The 19,976-nt window shown below is 58.5% G+C and carries 14 protein-coding genes; 11 read left to right on the top strand and 3 right to left on the bottom strand.

Annotated features, from left to right (window positions below; genetic code table 11):
• Positions 1-26 precede the first annotated feature (26 nt).
• From glmM to QZ177_RS03500, 4 genes are all read left to right on the top strand, one after another.
• Entirely contained in the window at positions 27-1,376 is a 1,350-nt protein-coding gene (gene glmM, locus QZ177_RS03515; protein ID WP_009647053.1) for a phosphoglucosamine mutase, read from the top strand.
• A complete protein-coding gene (locus QZ177_RS03510; RefSeq protein WP_294175545.1) occupies positions 1,376-2,170 on the top strand; it encodes a sirohydrochlorin cobaltochelatase in 795 nt (264 codons plus the stop codon). Before glmM ends, QZ177_RS03510 begins: the two co-directional genes overlap by 1 nt.
• Before the next feature lie 131 nt (positions 2,171-2,301).
• Complete coding sequence (locus tag QZ177_RS03505; RefSeq protein WP_294175544.1) at positions 2,302-2,640, top strand: OadG family transporter subunit; 339 nt, start codon at positions 2,302-2,304, stop codon at positions 2,638-2,640.
• Between the two features lie 27 nt (positions 2,641-2,667).
• Positions 2,668-3,804, top strand: coding sequence for a sodium ion-translocating decarboxylase subunit beta (locus QZ177_RS03500; protein ID WP_294175543.1), 1,137 nt, complete (start codon positions 2,668-2,670; stop codon positions 3,802-3,804).
• A gap of 112 nt (positions 3,805-3,916) precedes the next feature.
• Here the strand turns inward: QZ177_RS03500 and QZ177_RS03495 are convergent, their stop codons facing one another.
• On the bottom strand, positions 3,917-5,086 hold the full coding sequence (locus QZ177_RS03495) for an FprA family A-type flavoprotein (RefSeq protein WP_294175542.1): 1,170 nt from the start codon (positions 5,084-5,086) through the stop codon (positions 3,917-3,919).
• Positions 5,087-5,214: 128 nt separating this feature from the next.
• Entirely contained in the window at positions 5,215-6,555 is a 1,341-nt protein-coding gene (locus QZ177_RS03490; protein WP_294175541.1) for a GDSL-type esterase/lipase family protein, read from the bottom strand.
• Between the two features lie 234 nt (positions 6,556-6,789).
• Between QZ177_RS03490 and nifJ the strand changes: the two genes are divergently transcribed.
• The 5 genes from nifJ (at position 6,790) to glyS (ending at position 17,481) form a co-directional block, all read left to right on the top strand.
• Positions 6,790-10,314 carry a pyruvate:ferredoxin (flavodoxin) oxidoreductase gene (gene nifJ, locus QZ177_RS03485; RefSeq protein ID WP_294175540.1) on the top strand — a complete coding sequence of 1,175 codons (3,525 nt, stop codon included), beginning with the start codon at positions 6,790-6,792 and terminating at the stop codon, positions 10,312-10,314.
• Between the two features lie 238 nt (positions 10,315-10,552).
• Positions 10,553-12,301, top strand: a complete 1,749-nt coding sequence (locus QZ177_RS03480) for an ABC transporter ATP-binding protein (protein ID WP_294175539.1) — start codon at positions 10,553-10,555, stop codon at positions 12,299-12,301.
• Positions 12,294-14,069: an ABC transporter ATP-binding protein gene (locus QZ177_RS03475; protein WP_294175613.1), complete on the top strand. Its 1,776-nt coding sequence runs from the start codon at positions 12,294-12,296 to the stop codon at positions 14,067-14,069. The genes QZ177_RS03480 and QZ177_RS03475 overlap by 8 nt, the downstream gene beginning before the upstream one ends.
• A gap of 467 nt (positions 14,070-14,536) precedes the next feature.
• On the top strand, positions 14,537-15,418 hold the full coding sequence (gene glyQ, locus QZ177_RS03470) for a glycine--tRNA ligase subunit alpha (protein ID WP_294175538.1): 882 nt from the start codon (positions 14,537-14,539) through the stop codon (positions 15,416-15,418).
• Positions 15,415-17,481, top strand: coding sequence for a glycine--tRNA ligase subunit beta (gene glyS / locus QZ177_RS03465; RefSeq protein WP_294175537.1), 2,067 nt, complete (start codon positions 15,415-15,417; stop codon positions 17,479-17,481). The genes glyQ and glyS overlap by 4 nt, the downstream gene beginning before the upstream one ends.
• 159 nt (positions 17,482-17,640) lie before the next feature.
• Here the strand turns inward: glyS and QZ177_RS03460 are convergent, their stop codons facing one another.
• On the bottom strand, positions 17,641-18,072 hold the full coding sequence (locus QZ177_RS03460) for a DNA starvation/stationary phase protection protein (protein ID WP_265070078.1): 432 nt from the start codon (positions 18,070-18,072) through the stop codon (positions 17,641-17,643).
• A 261-nt stretch (positions 18,073-18,333) separates the two neighbouring features.
• Here QZ177_RS03460 and QZ177_RS03455 point away from each other — a divergent pair, with 261 nt between their 5' ends.
• Together QZ177_RS03455 and QZ177_RS03450 are read left to right on the top strand one after the other, a co-directional pair.
• On the top strand, positions 18,334-19,164 hold the full coding sequence (locus tag QZ177_RS03455; RefSeq protein WP_294175612.1) for an undecaprenyl-diphosphate phosphatase: 831 nt from the start codon (positions 18,334-18,336) through the stop codon (positions 19,162-19,164).
• A gap of 12 nt (positions 19,165-19,176) precedes the next feature.
• The gene (locus QZ177_RS03450) at positions 19,177-19,929 is read left to right on the top strand and encodes an exodeoxyribonuclease III (RefSeq protein ID WP_294175536.1); all 753 of its coding nucleotides are present in this window, start codon (positions 19,177-19,179) and stop codon (positions 19,927-19,929) included.
• Positions 19,930-19,976 lie beyond the last annotated feature (47 nt).

Raw genomic sequence — 19,976 nt, 5'->3', positions numbered from 1 at the left:
GGCGATGAAGAATAGGAGAGAATTTCATGGCAAGACTTTTTGGTACGGACGGTGTTCGCGGAGAAGCAAACGTGGCGCTCTGCCCGGAGTTGGCATATCGTCTCGGCTGGGCGGCAGCCCTGTACTTCGGCGAGAAGGTGCAGCAAAATCCCTTGATCATCATTGGGCGCGACACGCGCATCTCGGGCAACCTTTTCGAGTCCGCTCTCGCGACGGGCATCTGCTCGGCCGGAGGGCGCGTCGAGATCGTCGGCGTCTGCCCGACGCCCGCTATCGCCTATCTGGCGAGGACACACAAGGCGGCTGCGGGCATCGTCATCTCGGCGTCGCACAATCCCTTCTACGACAACGGCATCAAATTTTTCGGCGGCGATGGCTACAAACTGCCCGATGCTGTGGAGGACGAGATCGAAAGCCTCGTGCGCCGCATCGAGGCGGGCGAGAAGCTGCCGCGTGCGACGCGTGAGAACATCGGCCGCATCAAGCGCCGCAAGGAATATGTGCGCGAGTACATCGACTTCGTGCAGAGCACGGCAGGCGTGCAGCTCAACGGCTTGAAGATTGTGCTCGACTGTGCGAACGGCGCGGCGTACGACTGCATGCCGCGCGTCCTGCGCCGCCTGGGCGCCGACGTGCATGTGATCCATGCAGAACCGGACGGCGTCAACATCAACGAGGCTTGCGGCTCGACGCATCTTGAATCGCTGCAGAAGACGGTGCTTGCGGATGGCGCGGACATCGGCATCGCGCACGACGGAGATGCTGACCGCTGCCTGTGTGTGGATGAGAAGGGCGAGGTCATCGACGGCGACCACATCCTCGTCATGTGTGCCAAGGACATGATGGAGAAGGGAAGGCTCGCGGGGAATACCGTCGTGACGACGGTCATGGCAAACATCGGCTTTCACAAGGCGATCGAGAAAGCGGGCGGGCGTGCGGAGATCACGCAGGTCGGCGACCGCTATGTGCTCGAAAACATGCGCGAGCACGGCTACCGTCTCGGCGGCGAACAGTCGGGGCACATCATCTTTTCTGACTTCAGCACGACGGGCGACGGACTCATCACCGCCCTGCAGGTGCTTGCAGCGCTGAAGCGCACGGGGCGTAAGGCGTCGGAACTTTCCGCCCTGATGAAGAGCTATCCGCAGCTTCTCGTCAACGTCGTCGTCGCTTCGAAGGAAGGCTGGGAGGAGAATGAGGCGATTGCTGTGGCCATTCGCGCAGGAGAAGAAGAGCTTGGCGGCGATGGCCGCATCCTCGTGCGCCCGTCGGGAACGGAGCCTTTGATCCGCGTGATGGCGGAAGGCCCTGACCAGGCGCAGCTTGAGACGATCTGCCGCCGCATCGCTGACATCGTCAAGAAGGAGCAGGGGTGATGCGCCCTGCTATCGTCGTCACGAGCTTCGGCGTCAGTGCGTCCGAGGCGCGGGAGAAGAGCCTCGTGCCAATCGTGCGCGAGATCGCGGAGGCCTTTCCGGAGTTCACGGTTGTCGAGGTGTATACGTCCGCCTTCATCCGCCGCCGCCTGCAGGAGGCGGGAATCGACATGGCTTCTCTGGCGGAACGCTTGGAGGAACTTTGCCGGGCGGGTGTGCGTGAAGTCTATGTGCAGCCGACGCATCTGACGCCGGGCGAGGAATACGAGAACAAGATCCTCAAGGAAGCGGAAGCGCTCTCTTCGCGCTTCGACGTGCTCAAGGTCGGCGAGCCTGTATTCTTTCGCGCAGACGGTACGGAAAACGATGATATCGCGCACGGTTTGGCTGCGATCCTTTCCGGTCTTGCAGCGCAGGAAGGAGAGGCGACGGTGCTCCTTGGCCACGGTTCGCCGCACAGACACAATCCCGTCTACACGCTGCTGCAGCAGCGTGCCGATGAGGAGGGGCTTCCCGTACACATCGGCGTGCTGGAGGAGGCGGATGTGCCGAACTTCGCCATGGTGCTCGATCGCCTTGAAAAGAGCGGGAAAAAGCGCGTGCTGCTCGCCCCGCTCCTCCTGGCGGGCGGACGCCATGTCACGCACGATCTGGCAGGGGATGAGCCCGCTTCGTGGAAGAGCCGCTTGCAGAAGGCGGGATTTTCCGTGCGGCTCGACAAGCGGACGCTTGGGGAAAGAGCTGCCTTTCGGAGGATCTATATCGAAAAATTATATCGTCTCATTGGGGAATAGCTGACGGCTATGGACGCTATTCGTATAATGTATTTTAAGTTTTTTGAAAATTCATCTATAATAGGAGCAAGGAAACGATACACTTCCTTGCAAGACGCAGCATTTTCATCTATCAAGAATGAGGTGAGTGTATGTCACAGCCAGTAACAACGAATCCTTTGATCATCATGCTGATCAACATGACCGTCGTATTCATCGTCCTGATCTCGCTGAGTCTCCTGATTCGGCTGATCCATGCCGTTGATCCGACGCGCAAGAAGGAAACCCCGGCTTCCGTAGCAGCCCCTGCAGCAGCACCGATTGCCGCGCCGGAGCCTGTGCGCGCTCCCGAGCCGGAAGGCCTTTCGGCGGAGGTTGTCGCGGCGATTGCGGCGGCCGTCACGCTCGCGGGATTTTCGGCAGGCGCGATCCGCACGATCCGCCCGCTGGCGCGCGATGGCTGGAAGAACTCCGGCCGCGCCCTGCGCTAGACCATCGGATGCAAAGGAGGCAAAATCATGGAATTCCTCAATGCTTTTATCGTATCGCTGCAGGCCGTCTGGGCAGGATCGGGCTTTTCCCACTTCACGATGGGCAACGGCATCATGATTCTCGTCGGACTCGTGCTTCTTTATCTGGCCTTTGCCAAGGAGTTCGAGCCGTTGCTCCTTGGCCCGATCGCTTTCGGCTGTATCTTGGCGAATTTCCCGGAGACGGGCTTCTTCGCCGAAGAGATGAACGTCATGAAGGCAATCAACTTCGGCATCACCTATGAAATCTTTCCGCCGCTGATCTTCCTCGGCATCGGTGCGATGACGGACTTCGGCCCGCTGATCGCCAATCCGAATACGCTCCTCTTGGGTGCGGCGGCGCAGATCGGCGTCTTCGTAGCCCTCGGTCTCGCCATGGTCTTCGGCTTCTCCGTCGAGGAATCCGCCGCCATCGGCATCATCGGCGGCGCTGACGGACCGACGTCCATCTATTTGGCGACGAAGCTCGCGCCGAATCTCTTGGGGGCGATCGCTGTCGCAGCGTACTCCTACATGTCGCTCGTGCCGCTCATTCAGCCGCCCATCATGAAGCTCTTCACGACGAAGGAGGAGCGCGAGGTCGTCATGGAGCAGCTGCGTGACGTAACGAAGTTCGAGAAGGTCATCTTCCCGCTTGTCGCGACCATCTTCATCAGCTTGCTGCTGCCGTCGATTGCAGCGCTTTTGGGCATGCTCATGCTCGGCAACCTCTTCCGTGAATCGGGCGTCACTGACCGCCTTTCGGATACGGCGCAGAATTCGCTGTGCAACATCATCACGATTTTCCTCGCCACGGGTACGGGCATGACGATGTCGGCGGAGCACTTCCTCACGCGCGACACGCTGCTCATCATCATGCTCGGACTCGTCGCCTTCATCGGCGGCACGGCAGGCGGCGTCATCTTCGGCAAGATCATGTACGTCGTTTCGGGTCACAAGGTCAATCCGCTGATCGGCTCCGCCGGCGTTTCCGCCGTGCCGATGGCAGCGCGCGTCAGCCAGGTCGTCGGCGCGAAGTCACGGCCCGGCAACTTCCTCCTCATGCACGCCATGGGACCGAACGTAGCCGGCGTCATCGGCACCGCCGTCGCCGCAGGCACGATGCTTGCGATGCTCGGACGGTAGAGGTGGAATTTCATACGATTTATGTTGAAGCGGCAGGAGTTCGGACTCCTGCCGCTTTTATGTGGGATAAAGAAAAACGCTGCTGAGCATTTTCAGCAGCGTTTTTGTATCGTTATTTCATCTCGATTCCCTTGACCTTCTCGCGGACTTCATCGAGCTGCTTCTTGCTCGGCACGTTTGCGATGCGGATCATGTCGAGGCAGATGTTGCAGCCGGCGGCCTTGAGTTCGTCCTCGACGAGCTTGATGCTCTGCCCGCCCCAGCCGTAAGAGCCGAAGGCGAAGGCTTCGCGTCCCTTCGGTGCGAGTCCCTTGAGGTAGCAGAGGAATCCCGCGATGGTCGGCATCATCTGATTGTTGATGGTCGGCGAGCCGACGGCGAGGTAGCGGCTCGTAAGGACGTCGACGACGATGTCGGACATATGCGTCTTCTTGATGTCATAGAACTGTGTGGGCAGACCCTTTTCAGCGAAGGCCTCGGCGATGGCGCGCGCCATCTTTTCCGTCGAATGCCACATGGAGTCGAAGACGACGACGGCCTTATCTTCCAGCTCGCCCGTACTCCACTTCTGGTAGGCGGCGAGAATGTCGGGGATATGGGAGCGCCAGAGTCGGCCGTGTCCTGTGGCGATCATCTCGATGTCGATCCCTGCGAGCGCTTTCAAGGCCGTCTGCGCCTGGCGTCCGTAGAGCATGAGGATGTTCGCATAGTATTTCTTCGCCTCTTCCATGAGTACGGCGAAGTCCACTTCATCGTCGAAGAGCTTGGAAGCGGCAAGGTGCTGACCGAAAGCGTCGTTCGAGAAGAGAATCTTCTCTTCGGGGCAGTAGGTGACCATGCTGTCGGGCCAGTGGAGCATGGGCGTCGGCACGAACGTGAGCGTGCGCTTGCCGAGGCTCAGTGTGTCACCCGCCTTGACGCCGTGGTAGGGAAGATCGCCGTAGTGGGCGGTCAATCCCTTGAAGCCGTTGGGATCGCTCGTATAGATTTCCGCCTTGGGGCAAAGCTTCATGATCGCAGGGATAGAACCCGAGTGATCGGGCTCGACATGGTTCGAGACGATGATGTCGATCTTGGCGGGGTCGATGACGGAGGAGATGCGTGAAATCAGCTCATCGCGGAACGGTTCTTTCACCGTGTCGATCAGCGTGATTTTCTCGTCGAGGATGAGGTAGGCATTGTAGCTTGAACCGCGTCCCGTCTCGTAGCCGTGAAAACTGCGCATCGACCAGTCGATGGCGCCGACCCAGTAGATGCCTTTCTTGATTTCGATTGCCTGCATGAATATGACCGCCTTTCTTTTGGAACGGAGCATGTCCGTGTGTTTTGAATCTATACTCCTTATTCTATATCGGAAGAGAGATAAATACAATATATTCTCCTTAATATATTGTCATCACGCCCCAAAACCTACTGCGCGGGAAGTCGGTCAGCTTGCTGCTTCGTTTCCGGCCAGGCGCGGTTGACCGTCTGGGCGATGAGCTGCTTTCCGATCACGTCCTCGTGCAGTCCGTCCAGAGCCAGTTCCGTCGGCAGCAGGGGATGGGTGGAGAATGCCGCCGCCACATCGATGTGCACCTCGGTGCGCAGGAAGGCGTTGACGAGGGAGAATTGCGTCTGCCAGTCATCCGCTGTCGGCTCGTCAAAGGCGCGTGCGATGTTCTCGGGGTTGATCGGCGGCAGCGTGAGGAAGATGGGGCGGATGCCGTTTGCGAGGCAGCGTGCCTTGAGTTCTTCAAGGTCGGCGATGACCTCGGCGGCACTGACGCCCGCACGCAGGCTGTTCGTGCCGTTCAGGATGAGCAGGTAGCGCGGATGGAAGGGCAGGACGTCCGCCTCGAAGCGTTCGAGCATTGTCTCGCTCGTATCGCCGCTCATCGAGAGGTTGATGGCGGGAAAGTCGAGATAGGAGAGCCAGCTGAATTCGTGGTCGGCGGGTCCGTAGGAGATATGGCCGCCGCCGTGGCTGATACTGTCGCCGAAGATGGCGATTTCCCAGTTGTCCTTGGGGTCGTTGCGGAACTTCAGCACGGGAGACCAGTCGCTTGCGGGTTCGCCCGCCTCGTCGAGCGAGCGCACGCGCCAGTAGAAGAATCCTTGGGTGATGCGGGGCTTCTGGTCGTAGATTTCAGAAAGCTGCGTCGTCATCGTGTCGATCGGCTCGGCGTCGGGGTTTTCCGTCGGATCTTCTGCGTAGAGCGCGACCTCGAAGGCATGCGCACGATAGGGGCGCACCCAATGGTAGACGGGATAGAGAAGAGGCGCCGTGATTTCGGAAGAGGCGATGGGAAGAGGCACGGTCATGACGCTCGGCGCGACGGCGGCGCTCGTGTAGAGCGTCATGACGGCACTGAAAAGCGACACGGGCGTGCCGTCGAAGTCGAGGGCGCGCACGCGCCAATAGAGCGGCGCGCGCCCCAAGAGATCGGCAGCGAAGAGGAAGAGCGGCGGGTTGTAACTGCTTGCATAGACGTCATCGGAGCGCCAGACGGCTTCGGAGGACGCCGTATCGGGATAGCAAATGGCAGGCTGTTCGCGGAAGAATTCGATTTCGTAGTGCGTGGCGTTGACGTTCTTCTCCCACACGAGAATGGGGGAGAAGGACAAGGGATGCAGCATGGACGTCTCCGTTATGGCGCGAAGCGGCGCCTTGGCATAGAGCGCTTCATCACTTTCGATGACGGTCGCCCAAAGGATCAGAGGGACGATGAGTGCGGGCACGAGAGGCCTCAGGCGGCGAAGGTGATGCAAGCGATTCCACTCCTAGCTTTCTTGGCGGTCTTGGTGCAGTTTTCATAATGGTTTCTATTATATCGGGAGGTGGACGCAAGGTCAATCAATCGATGATTTTCTCCTATTTTTCCGAATTGTTCCTCATGCTGTTTATTTACAACAGGAATGGTTCGGTGTATAATAGATCATAGCGGGTATTACCCACATTTATGTGTTTTGTATCTTTTTATAAAGAGGGGAGCAATTCAAAACATGAGCAAAAAAATGAAGACCATGGACGGCAACACGGCTGCGGGATATATTTCCTACGCATTCACCGATGTTGCCGCCATCTACCCGATCACGCCGTCCTCGCCGATGGCGGAGCATGTCGACGCTCTGGCGGCGAAGGGAACGAAGAACATCTTCGGTCAGAAGGTGCGCGTCATCGAGATGCAGTCCGAGGCAGGCGCTGCAGGCGCTGTGCACGGCTCTTTGCAGGCAGGCGCTCTGACGACGACGTACACGGCTTCGCAGGGCTTCCTGCTGATGATCCCGAACCTCTACAAGATTGCCGGCGAGCTCCTTCCCGGTGTCTTCCATGTGAGCGCCCGTGCTCTGGCGACTTCCTCCCTCAATATTTTCGGCGATCAGCGCGATGTCATGGCAGCGCGTCAGACGGGCTGTGCGATGCTGTGTGAGGCGAGCGTGCAGGAGGTCATGGATCTCGCCGCTGTCGCGCATCTCGTCGCCATCAAGGGCCGCGTGCCTTTCATCAACTTCTTCGACGGTTTCCGCACGTCGCATGAGATTCAGAAGATCGAAGTCATCGACTTTGACGATCTTGCGAAACTCCTCGACTGGGATGCGGTCAAGGAGTTCCGTGCACGCGCACTGAACCCGAATCATCCGGTCATCCGCGGTACGGCGCAGAACCCGGATATCTACTTCCAGTCGCAGGAAGCCGCCAACAAGTACTATGAAGCGCTGCCTGAGCTTGTCGAGGAAGCCATGGCAGATCTCGCGAAGATCACGGGACGCGAGCACCATCTCTTCGACTATCATGGTGCAAAGGATGCCGAGCGCATCATCATCGCCATGGGTTCGATCTGTCAGACGGCCGGCGAAGCCGTGGATTATCTCAATTCCAAGGGTGAAAAGGTCGGCCTTCTTTCCGTGCATCTCTATCGTCCGTTCTCGCTCGAGCATTTCTTCAAGTATCTGCCGAAGACGGTCAAGAAGATCGCTGTCCTCGACCGCACGAAGGAGCCGGGCGCGATCGGCGAGCCGCTCTACCTCGATGTCAAGGCGGCGTTCTACAACTCCGACATGAACCCTGTCATCGTCGGCGGCCGCTACGGTCTCGGCGGCAAGGACACGACGCCCGATCATGTCCTCTCGGTCTACGAGGAACTCAAGAAGGACGATCCGAAGCACGGCTTCACGATTGCCATCGACGATGATGTCACGCATACGTCGCTCGCTGAGTATCCCGAGGACGTCGATCTCACGCCGGAAGGCACGACGGCCTGCAAGTTCTGGGGTCTTGGCTCGGACGGCACGGTCGGTGCGAACAAGAGTGCCATCAAGATCATCGGCGACAAGACCGACATGTATGCGCAGGCGTATTTCGCCTATGACTCGAAGAAGTCGGGCGGCATCACGATGTCGCATCTGCGCTTCGGCAAGTCTCCGATCAATTCGCCGTACCTCATTCATAACGCGAACTTCATCTCGTGTTCGCAGCAGTCGTATGTGACGAAGTACGATCTCCTCGCAGGTCTCAAGCGCGGCGGCAAATTCCTGCTCAACACGGTCTGGAGCGAGGAGGATCTCTCGAAGCACCTGCCCGCCTACATGAAGCGCTACATCGCGAAGAACGACATCGAGTTCTACACGGTCAACGCTGTGGAAATCGCCAAGGAGCTCGGCCTCGGCGGCCGCTTCAACATGGTCATGCAGTCCGCGTTCTTCAAGCTCGCGAACATCATTCCGATTGAAACGGCTGTCAAGTACCTCAAGGATGCTGTCGTCACATCGTACGGCAAGAAGGGTCAGAAGATCGTCGACATGAACAACGGCGCCATCGACAAGGGCATCGAGGCTCTGCATCGCGTCAATGTTCCTGCGGACTGGGCGAATGCTGAGGACGAGAAGGAAGAAGCACATGATATTCCGGCGTTCATCACGGGCGTTCAGAACGTCATGAACCGTCAGGAAGGCGACCGTCTCAAGGTTTCGCAGTTCGCTGAGGAAATGGTCGACGGCACGTTCCCCGTCGGCGGCGCGGCTTACGAGAAGCGCGGCACGGCGATCAATGTTCCCGTATGGAATGCCGAGAAGTGCATCGGCTGCAATCAGTGCTCCTACGTCTGCCCGCATGCGACCATTCGTCCCGTGCTCACGACGGACGCCGAGAAGGATGCGGCGCCGGAGGGCTTCCCGTGGAAGAAGACCAAGGCGATCAAGGACTACAACTTCACGATTGCCGTCTCCACGATGGACTGCCTCGGCTGCGGCAACTGCGCGCAGGTCTGCCCGGCGAAGGCGCTCGACATGAAGCCGCTCGACGACGATCTCAAGGCGAAGCAGGTCTACTTCGACTATGGCGTCGATGCGACGAAGGTCACACCGAAGAAGAACCCGATGAAGAAGGATACGGTCATCGGCTCGCAGTTTGAGAAGCCGCTGCTCGAATTCTCGGGCGCTTGCGCAGGCTGCGGCGAAACGCCGTACGCGAAGCTCCTCACGCAGCTCTTTGGCGATCGCATGATGATCTCGAATGCTACGGGCTGCTCGTCGATCTGGGGCGGCAGCGCACCGGCGATGCCGTACACGAAGAACGAGAAGGGCTATGGCCCGGCTTGGGCGAACTCCCTCTTCGAGGACAACGCAGAGTTCGGTCTTGGCATGTTCCTCGGCGTTCGTGCGATCCGTGACCGCATTGCGGCCGATGTCGATGCGGCGCTTGCGGACGGCAAGGGAAGTGCAGATCTCCAGGCTGCTTTGAAGGACTGGAAGGACAACATGGCCGAGGGCGAAGGCACGCGCGAGCGCGCTGACAAGCTGACGGAACTTCTCGAAAAGGAGAAGGGCACGGACGAGCTTCTGAACAAGATTTATGATGAGCGCGACTACTTCGTGAAGCGTTCGCAGTGGATCTTCGGCGGCGACGGCTGGGCTTACGATATTGGCTACGGCGGCGTCGATCATGTGCTCGCTTCGGGCGAGGACGTCAACGTTTTCGTGTTCGATACGGAGGTTTACTCCAATACGGGCGGTCAGGCTTCGAAGTCCACGCCGGCGGCTGCGATTGCAGAGTTCGCTGCGACGGGCAAGAAGACGAAGAAGAAGGATCTCGGCATGATGGCGATGTCCTATGGCTACGTCTACGTCGCGCAGGTCAACATGGGCGCCGACCACAATCAGGTCTTGAAGGCGATCAAGGAAGCCGAGGCTTACCATGGGCCTTCGCTCATCATCGCTTATGCGCCGTGCATCAACCACGGCATCCGCATCGGCATGGGCTGCAGCCAGGAAGAGGGCAAGCGTGCCAACGCCTGCGGTTACTGGGCGAACTACCGGTTCAACCCGACGCTCGTCGGCACGGACAAGAATCCGTTCACGCTCGACTCGAAGGAGCCGGATTTTGGCAAGTTCCAGGAATTCCTGCAGGGCGAAGTCCGCTACGCTTCCTTGAAGCGCAGCTTCCCCGAGGCTGCCGACGCGCTCTTCGAGAAGACGGAGAACGACGCCAAGATGAGGCTCGCAGGCTACAAGAAGCTCGCCGGCAAGTAAGGCGAGGTTTGCTGCAAAGAAAAGGGCTGCCGCACGATTTGTGCGGCAGCCCTTTTTTCTTTGACGGATGCTGTTTTGTGTCGCAGAAAAGCGTTAATAAAACTTTATTCTTGAATTGCAGCGCGAAGTATGATATAACGATATAGATTATCATTGATAATAGATTTACATATCATTATCTAAAGATTCGCTAAACTTATCATGGAATCCAAATGGAAAATATTGAGGAGGTGCGGACATGGATGCGAAAAGCGCTTTGCTGCGTCTGTGGGAGTTGGATGAAGAGGAGCATGGCAGGCTTCTCTTTTCGATTTTCCTTTCTGTTACGGCAGTGCTCTGCGGACTTGTGCCGTATTTCGTCGTATCGTCACTCCTCGCGGCGCTTCTGGCAGGACGGGGGCTGCAAAGGGATGAGGTTTTTCTGCTGTGCTTCGCCGCGTTTGTCGGCTATCTTCTGCGCAGCATCCTCTATGCGTACGCGCTTTCCGTCTCGCATAAGGCGGCGTTCTCCATTCTGCGCGAAGTTCGCTGGAAGATCCTGCAAAAACTGCCGAAGCTGCCGCTCGGCACGGTCGCGGATCTGCCTGTCGGCGAGGTCAAGCATGTCATCGTCGATCAGGTGGAGAGCACGGAGCGCACGCTCGCGCATCTTCTGCCCGAGCTGACGGCGAATCTCGTCGGCCCTTTCTGCATCTTCTGCTATCTGCTTGTGCTTGATTGGCGCATGGCGCTTCTGGCAATCGTTTCCATCCCTGTTGGGCTCTTCTGCCTGAGCTTTGCCATGCGCGATTACAAGGAGCGCTTCGAGGCGTCGGTGGCGGCGACGGAGACGATGAATGCCGCTATCGTCGAGTACATCGGCGGCATCGAGGTCATCAAGGCGTTCAACCAGGGCGCGGCGTCCTACGAGAAGTTCTCGCGCAGCATCGCGGCGAACGCCGCGTATTTCTATCAGTGGATGAAGGACTGCCAATTTCCCATCTCCTTGGCGATGACGATCGCGCCGACGACGCTTCTGACGGTTTTGCCCGGCGGCTGGCTTCTTTACATGCAGGGGTGCATGAGCATGGAGGTGTTCGTGACGGCGGTGATCCTTTCGCTGGGGGTCGCAGGGCCGTTGATCGAGGCCATGGGGTTTATTGACACGGTGTCGCAGGTCGGGACGGTCGTCGCTTCCGCTGACAAGCTGCTGAGAGCGGAGGAACAGCATCATGGCACATCGGATGTCGAGCTTCTCGATGCTGGCATCGAGCTTACGGATGTGCGCTTTTCTTACCAAGATGGCAAGGAAGTGCTGCATGGCGTGAGCCTTGCGCTTGCACCGCATACCTTGAACGCATTCGTCGGACAGAGCGGCAGCGGTAAGACGACGCTCGCACGCCTGATTGCCGGCTATTGGGATATAGATTCGGGCAGCTTGAAGATCGGCGGCAGGGAGAGTACGGATATTCCGCTCGCGCAGCTCTACGATCTCGTTTCCTTCGTTGCGCAGGACGCCTATCTCTTCGACGACAGCATTCGTGAGAACATTCGCATGGGCAGGCCGCAGGCCTCCGACGAGGAGGTCGAGCGCGCCGCGCGAGCTGCGGGATGCGAGGACTTCATCCTGCGGCTTGCGCATGGTTATGACACGCGCGTCGGCACGGGCGGCAGTCATGTATCGGGCGGCGAGCGTCAGCGCATCGCCATCGCGCGCGCCGTCTTGAAGGATGCGCCGATCGTCGTGCTCGACGAGGCGACGGCCTATGTCGATCCTGAGAACGAGGCGGTCCTGCAGCGGGCGGTCGCACGCCTCATCGCGGGGAAGACGGTCATCATCATCGCGCATCGGCTGTCGACGATTACGGACGCCGACAAGATCTTCCTCATAGAAGCGGGCATGGTTGCGGCGAGTGGCACGCACGAGGAGCTGCTTGAAAAGAGCACAGCGTATCGCGCAATGTGGCACGCGCATGTCGGAGCAAAGGATGGTGATTGCCATGCTTGAAGCGCTGAAGATGATTTGGCATTTTGCAGGAAAGGAGCGGGGAAACCTCAACAAGTCACTCGCTCTGGGCATCGTTTACGCACTCTTTCACATCCTGCAGATCACGGCGATCTACATCGTCCTGCAGGCCTTGGTCGAAGGAAGGGCTACGGCGGAGGCGGCACTTTCTTCTCTGGGACTGCTCGCATTGAGCGTGACGGGTAGGGCGGTTGCCCATTATTTTTCGCAGCTGCAGCGCGTCCATGCCGGCTACTTCATGGTGGCACAAAAGCGCATCGCCATCGGCGACAAGCTCAAGACAGTTCCCATGGGCTATTTTGACGAAAGCAGCGCAGGTGAGCTTACGGGTGTTGCGACGACGGTTCTGAACGATGTGGAGAACACGGCGCCGCGCCTCTTGGTCACCCTTTTGAGCGGCTTTCTGAATACGCTGATCCTCATGCCCATGCTGCTTTTCTGGCAGTGGCGCATCGGCGTGCTCTTTATTCTCGGCGTCCTCTGCTACTTGCTCGTGACCTCTTCGGTGGAAAAGAAGTCGCGCAGCCTTGCACCGAAGCGGCAGAAGGCGCAGGCGAAACTGGTCGAGGCGGTTCTCGAGCAGATCGAGGGAATGCCCGTCATCAAGGCGTTCAACCTGCGTGGCAAGGGCGATACGCGCGTGCGCGAAGCCCTTGATGAGAGCCGTGCAGCGAATCTCGCTATCGAAAGGATCTTCACGCCGTACGCCATCGCGCAGGAGACGACGCTGCGCCTCTTCAGCGTCTTGATCATGTTCGTCGCCTTGTTTTCTTACGAGGCAGGTACGATGGATCTTCTGACAGCTCTCATGGGTTTGGTGCTCTCGTTTCTGATTTTCTCGCAGATTGAATCGACGGGAAGCATGCTGATGATTCTGCGCGTTGTGACAAGCTCCATCGAGCAGGCGGAGCGGGCGGCGGATCTGCCGCAGATGGATTCGGGCGGCACGGATATCGAGCCGGAGCATCACGATGTTTCCTTCGAACACGTCGACTTTTTCTACGGTACGCGAAAGATTCTCGATGATGTTTCATTGGCGATTCCTGAGCGCGCCTTGACGGCGATCGTCGGTCCGAGCGGCTCGGGCAAGACGACACTCTGCCATCTCATCGCACGCTTCTGGGATGTGGCAGACGGCAGCATCAAGGTCGGCGGACATGATGTGCGCGACTACACGCTCGAATCTTTGATGCGACAGATCAGCATCGTCTTCCAGAACGTCTATCTTTTCCGCGATACGATAGAAAACAACATCCGCTTCGGCAAGCCGACGGCAACGCACGAGGAAGTTGTCGCCGCTGCACGCGAGGCCTGCTGCCACGACTTCATCGAGGCGCTGCCTGAGGGCTACGATACTGTGATCGGAGACGGTGGCGCGAGCCTTTCGGGCGGTGAGCGCCAGCGTATTTCCATTGCGCGTGCCATCTTGAAGGACGCGCCGATCATCATCTTCGACGAGGCGACGGCGAATGTCGATCCCGAGAACGAAGACCGTCTGCAAAGGGCGATGGAATCGCTGACGAAAGGCAAGACGGTCATCATGATCGCGCATCGGCTCAACACCGTGCGGAACGCACGGCAGATTATCGTCGTCGCTGAGGGAAGGATCGTGCAGCGCGGCACGCATGAGGAACTTTTGCAAAAGCGCGGCATCTACGCCGATTTCATCCGTGCGAGGCAGGCGGCGCTCGGTTGGAAGGCGGCGCGTGGGGAAACGGGCGTTGGAACGAAGATTCATTCCTGCCATTGACAAGCCGCCGCATCCTTTGCTAAACTAAGGAAGCACTGATAAATTCAGCCACCCATCTTCGCACATCTGCACTGTCCTCTCGTCGTCGACAAATCCTCGACGTAGCGCTGCTACGCCTGCGGTTTGTCTCCTCGATAGATACAGCGCATCTGTGCAAATCTGGGCGACTTCATTTTTATCAGCGTTTCCTAAACATGCGATGAAGAAGAAAAGGAACTTCCGTACAGCGAGACGGTGGCAGTGGAAGACCGTCAGAGCGGCGCACGATTCTTGCGCGGTTCTTGGGAGTGACAGGCGCTTTGGAGCAGCAGTTTAATAAATTCAAGGTGGGCGTTTGCCGTAGCATGCTTTGTTGTGCGGCGGCGTCAATCAGGGTGGAACCGCGGGATGCGTCTCGTCCCTGTGACATTTTTGTTGCGGGACGGGGCGTTTTTTTGTCCGTTTCGCAAGATAAGGAGTTGTTCGATTTGAAGTTTCAGGAGATCATCCTCGCTCTGCAGAAGTTCTGGAGCGAGCAGGGCTGCATCCTGGCGCAGCCGTATGACGTGGAGAAGGGCGCGGGCACGATGAATCCCGCAACCTTCTTGCGTGTCTTGGGACCCGAGCCGTGGAACGTCGCCTATGTCGAGCCTTCGCGCCGTCCGGCGGACGGGCGCTACGGCGACAATCCGAATCGTCTGTATCAGCACCATCAGTTCCAAGTCATCATGAAGCCGTCGCCCGACAATATCCAGGAGCTTTACCTCGAAAGTCTTGAAAGCCTCGGCATCGATCCCAAGCAGCACGACATCCGCTTCGTCGAGGACAACTGGGAGTCGCCGACCTTGGGCGCATGGGGTCTTGGCTGGGAAGTCTGGCTCGACGGCATGGAGATCACGCAGTTCACCTATTTCCAGCAGGTCGGCAGCGTGGACGTCAAGCCCGTTTCTTCAGAGATCACCTATGGGCTGGAGCGTCTTGCCATGTACATCCAGGGCGTCGAGAACGTCTTCGACATTCAGTGGACGGCAGATTATACATACGGCGACGTCTTCCATCAGAACGAGGTCGAGCAGTCGGCGTATTCCTTCGACCTGTCGGATGAGGCGCTTCTCTTCGATCTTTTTGACAAGTACGAGAAGGAGGCCGTGCGCATCATTGAGCTGGGGCGCGTCCATCCCGCCTACGATTACGTTTTGAAGTGCTCGCACGCCTTCAATCTGCTCGACGCGCGCGGCGCGATCAGCGTGTCGGAGCGCACGGCGTTCATCGGGCGCGTGCGCAAACTCGCGCGCCTCTGCGCCCAGTGCTATCTGAAGCAGCGCGAGGAACTCGGCTATCCGATGCTGAAGAGGGGGGCGAAAGCATGAGCAAGGATTTGTTGTTGGAGATCGGTACGGAGGAGATTCCGGCACATGCGATGCCCGGAATGCTCAAGGAGCTTGGCGAGAACGCGAAGAAGGCTCTGAAGGAACTGCGCCTCGCGCACGGCGCGGTGCGGACGCTCGGCACGCCGCGCCGCCTCGCGCTCGTCGTCGAAGGACTCGCAGAAAAGCAGGAGGACGTCGCCGAGGAGAAGCGCGGTCCTTCCGTACAGGTGGCGTTCGATGCGGCAGGCAAGCCGACGAAGGCGGCGGAAGGCTTCGCACGCGGGCAGGGATTGAAGGCGCAGGATCTCGTCGTGCGTGACGGCTACGTCTATGCGCTCGTCGAAGAAAAGGGAGAGAGTGCGGAAAAGGTGCTGGCAAAGATGCTGCCCGAGCTCATTTCAGGTCTTCCGCTTCCGAACAGCATGCGCTGGGGCGACCTCGACTTCCGCTTCATCCGTCCCCTGCGCTGGCTCGTCGCGCTCTACGGCGATAGGATCGTGCCCTTCGAGCTTGCATGTGTCAAGAGCGGCAATACATCGCGCGGCCATCGCTTCCTCAGCACGGGCGACTTCACGATTGAGGATGCCGCGCATTACGAGGAGGCGTGCGAGAAGGCCTTCATCATCGTCGATCCCGCGCGGCGCAAGGCTCTGATTGAGGAGGGCCTCGTCGAAGCGGCGAAGGCGCATGGCGGCACGGCGGAAATCACGCCGAATCTCCTCGAAGAGGTGCTTTACCTCGTCGAGTATCCGACAGCGCTTGCGGGAAGTTTCGAGGACAAGTACCTCGCGCTGCCGCCTGACGCCGTCATCACGCCGATGCGCGACCATCAGCGCTACTTCCCCGTGAAGTCGGCGGACGGCAAGCTCCTGCCGCTCTTCCTCACGGTGCGAAACGGCGGGAAAGAGTACCTTGAGACGGTGCAGCACGGCAATGAGCGCGTGCTGCGCGCGCGCCTCGCCGACGCGCAGTTCTTCTTCGACGAGGACAGGAAGAAGAGCCTTGCGGAGCATTTGGAAAAGCTCAAGACCGTCGTGTTCCAGGAAGGGCTTGGCACGGTCTACGACAAGTCACTGCGTCTCGAAAAGCTCGCAGGAAAAATCGCTGATGCCATCGGTGCGAATGATGCCGAGAAGAAAGCGGCGATGCGTGCAGCGCTCCTTTCCAAGGCGGATCTCGTGACGGGAATGGTCACGGAGTTTACGGAGCTGCAGGGCGTCATGGGCAAGGAGTACGCGCGTCTCGACGGCGAGGGTGAGGACGTAGCTCTTGCGATCGACGAGCACTACATGCCGCGCTTCGCGGGCGATGCGCAGCCAAAGACGCGTGCGGGACTCGTCGTGAGTCTCGCGGACAAGATGGACAACATCGTCGCGACGTTCAGTCGCGGCCTGATTCCGACGGGTTCTCAAGATCCCTTTGCCCTGCGCCGCCAGGCGCTCGGCATGGTGCACAGCATCATTGAGGCGGGCGTTGCCATATCCCTGCATGACCTCGTGGACTGGACGATGGATCTGCTCAAGATCACGGATGCGGCGGTGCGCGAGAAGATGCAGGCGGACGTCGCCGACTTCATGTGCCTGCGCCTCAAGAACGTGCTCGCCGAAGAGGGCATACGCTACGACATCGCTGACGCTGTGCTCGGCAATGTCGACGACGTGCGCCGCGTGCTGCTCGCGGCGAAGGCGGTCAGAGAGCAGCTTGCCGCGCCCGGTATGGCGGACGCCGTGCAGGCCTTCGTGCGCGTGGCGAACCTCGCAGCGAAGGCGGAGAAGGGCGAAGTGCACGTCGATGCAGCGCTCTTCGAGACGGACGAGGAGAAGGAACTGATGAAGGCCTACGCTTCCGCTAGGAGTGCAGCTGAGAGCCTCATCGAGGCGTACGACTTCGTCGGCGCCATCGACGACTTCAAGGATCTCGCCGAGCCGATCAACGCCTTTTTTGACGCCGTCATGGTCATGGCAGACGACGAGAAAATTCGAAGAAATCGCCTGAGTCTCTTGAAGGGGATCGACGATCTCCTGCGCGAGGTCGCTGACTTCAGCAAGATCGTGCAAGCGTAAGAAGAGATCGCTGCAAGTACGCGCGGTCTCTCCGATATGGCACACGACCTCAATGCGGCGGCTGCCAAGTTCAAGACCTGAAGGGTGGCACGAAATGAAAAAATGGGCGATGCATATCCGTGCATCGCCCATTTTTGACTGTTCATGCTGCGGTTTCTCTTACTTCATGCGAGCCTGACGAAGCATCCACAGCGACTTGGCGTATTTCTTGATGAGGTCGTCCATGAGCATGGAAGTGACGTAGCGGTTCGCCTCGTCGGCAGCTTTCTTGAGGCTGCGCACCTGCTCGTAGATATAGGAGAAGTCCTTCTCGACTTCGGCGAGGATCTCGTCCGAGGTCACGAAGCCGGGCTTCGCTTCCTCAATCTTCGCGGTTGCGAGGAAGTCCTTGAGGGACGACAGCGGCTCGTGGTTGATCTGCAGCAGGCTCTCGGCGATGGCGTCGATGTCTTCGCGCACGCCGTCGTAGTAGCTTTCCAACTGCGCGTGAACGGGGAAGAAGTCGGGACCCTTGACGTACCAGTGGTAGTGCTGAAGTTTGTGATATTCGACGACGAGGTCGGAAAGAAGCTGGTTCAACATCTTGTGCATGAAAAATCCTCCTTTGCGATATAGGGGCGGGAACTCTGCCCGCAAATTCATCGCTCCCATTATAGCACAAATGGTACGGATTCACAAATAATATTTATTATCTTTTATAATTCAAGGATTCATGGGCGGGCAGTGATTTCAGAAGTTTGCGAATGGAAAGTGCAATCCTTTTTGTTCCAACGACGCAGCAACTGTGGTATAATGTTCCCGTTCAATATCTCATAAGGAGAATTAGGGGGATTCTGTGTGGATTTAAGTATTATGGAGCTTTTGAAAACGGTTGTTCTGGGCATTGTCGAAGGGCTGACGGAGTGGCTGCCGATCAGCAGCACGGGGCATATGATCCTTGTCGATGAGTTCATCAAGCTCGACGTGTCGAAGTCCTTTATGGACATGTTCCTCGTCGTCATACAGCTCGGCGCCATCCTTGCCGTCGTCGTGCTGAACTTTGAGAAGCTCAATCCGTTTTCAAGCTGGAAGTCAAGCTGGGAGAAGCGCGCTACGTGGCAGCTCTGGTACAAGGTCATCCTTGCCTGCGTGCCGGCGGCGGTCATCGGACTCTTGTTCAACAAGTTCATGGAAGAGCACTTCATGACGGCGCCTGTCGTCGCGGCGACCTTGATCTTCTACGGCATCATGTTCCTCGTCGTCGAGACGTACAATAAGCGTCGCACGCCGCGCGTGCGCGAGATCGAGCGGCTCGACTATAAGACGGCGTTCATCATCGGCCTCTTTCAGGTGCTGTCTCTCGTGCCGGGCACGTCGCGCTCGGGCGCGACGATCTTGGGCGGCATCCTCTTCGGCACGTCGCGCTATGTGGCGGCGGAATTCACGTTCTTCCTCGCCATTCCCGTCATGTTCGGCGCGAGCCTCTTGAAGATGGTCAAGTTTGGCTGGCACTACACGGGCAGCGAGATCTTGATCCTCGTCGTGGGCATGGCGACGGCGTTCGTCGTGTCGATCCTTTCGATCAAGTTCCTGCTGCGCTACATCAAGAACAACGATTTCAAGGCGTTCGGCTGGTATCGCATCGTGCTCGGCATCATCGTCGTCCTCTATCTCTACTTCGTCGGCGATCCCGTGCAGGGCTGAGGGGGAAATATCATGCGTTTTGTATCATGGAATGTCAATGGTCTGCGCGCTTGCCTCGGCAAGGGCTTCATGCAGTCGTTCAAGGCGCTCGACGCCGACGTCTTCGGCGTGCAGGAGACGAAGATGCAGCCGGAGCAGGCAATCTTGGAGCTTACGGGCTACAAGCAGTATTGGAACAGTGCGGAGAAGAAGGGCTACTCGGGCACGGCGGTCTTCAGCCGCATCGAGCCGCTTTCCGTCAGCTACGGCCTCGGCATTGAAGAGCACGATCACGAGGGACGCGTCATCGCGCTGGAGTTCGACGATCTCTACTTTGTGACAGTTTACACGCCAAATTCGCAGCGCGGCCTTGAGCGCCTCGCCTATCGCATGACTTGGGAGGAGGCGTTCCGCGACTATCTTTTGGCGCTTGACGCGAAGAAGCCCGTCGTCGTCTGCGGCGACCTCAACGTGGCGCATACGGAAATCGACCTCAAGAATCCCAAGACGAACCGCAAGAATGCAGGCTTCACCGACGAGGAACGCGAGAAGATGACGGAGCTTCTCCAAGCGGGCTTCACCGACACGTTCCGTGCGCTCTACCCCGACAAGACGGGCATCTATACATGGTGGTCGTATCTTCGCAAGGCGCGTGAGACGAATGCAGGTTGGCGCATCGACTACTTCCTCGTTTCCGACCGCCTCGCGCCGAAGATCAAGGAGGCGACGATCCACAACGAGGTCTTCGGCAGCGACCATTGCCCCGTGGGCTTGGTGCTGGGGTGAGGAATCACGCCAGGAATAGACGATGCATCATACTGTTGAAGATTTTT

This window comes from uncultured Selenomonas sp. (genome assembly GCA_905372355.1).
In the GTDB taxonomy this organism is placed as follows: Bacteria; Bacillota; Negativicutes; order Selenomonadales; family Selenomonadaceae; genus Selenomonas.
Note: the sequence above shows the minus strand (reverse complement) of the source record. Positions and strands in the feature narration are given on the sequence as shown.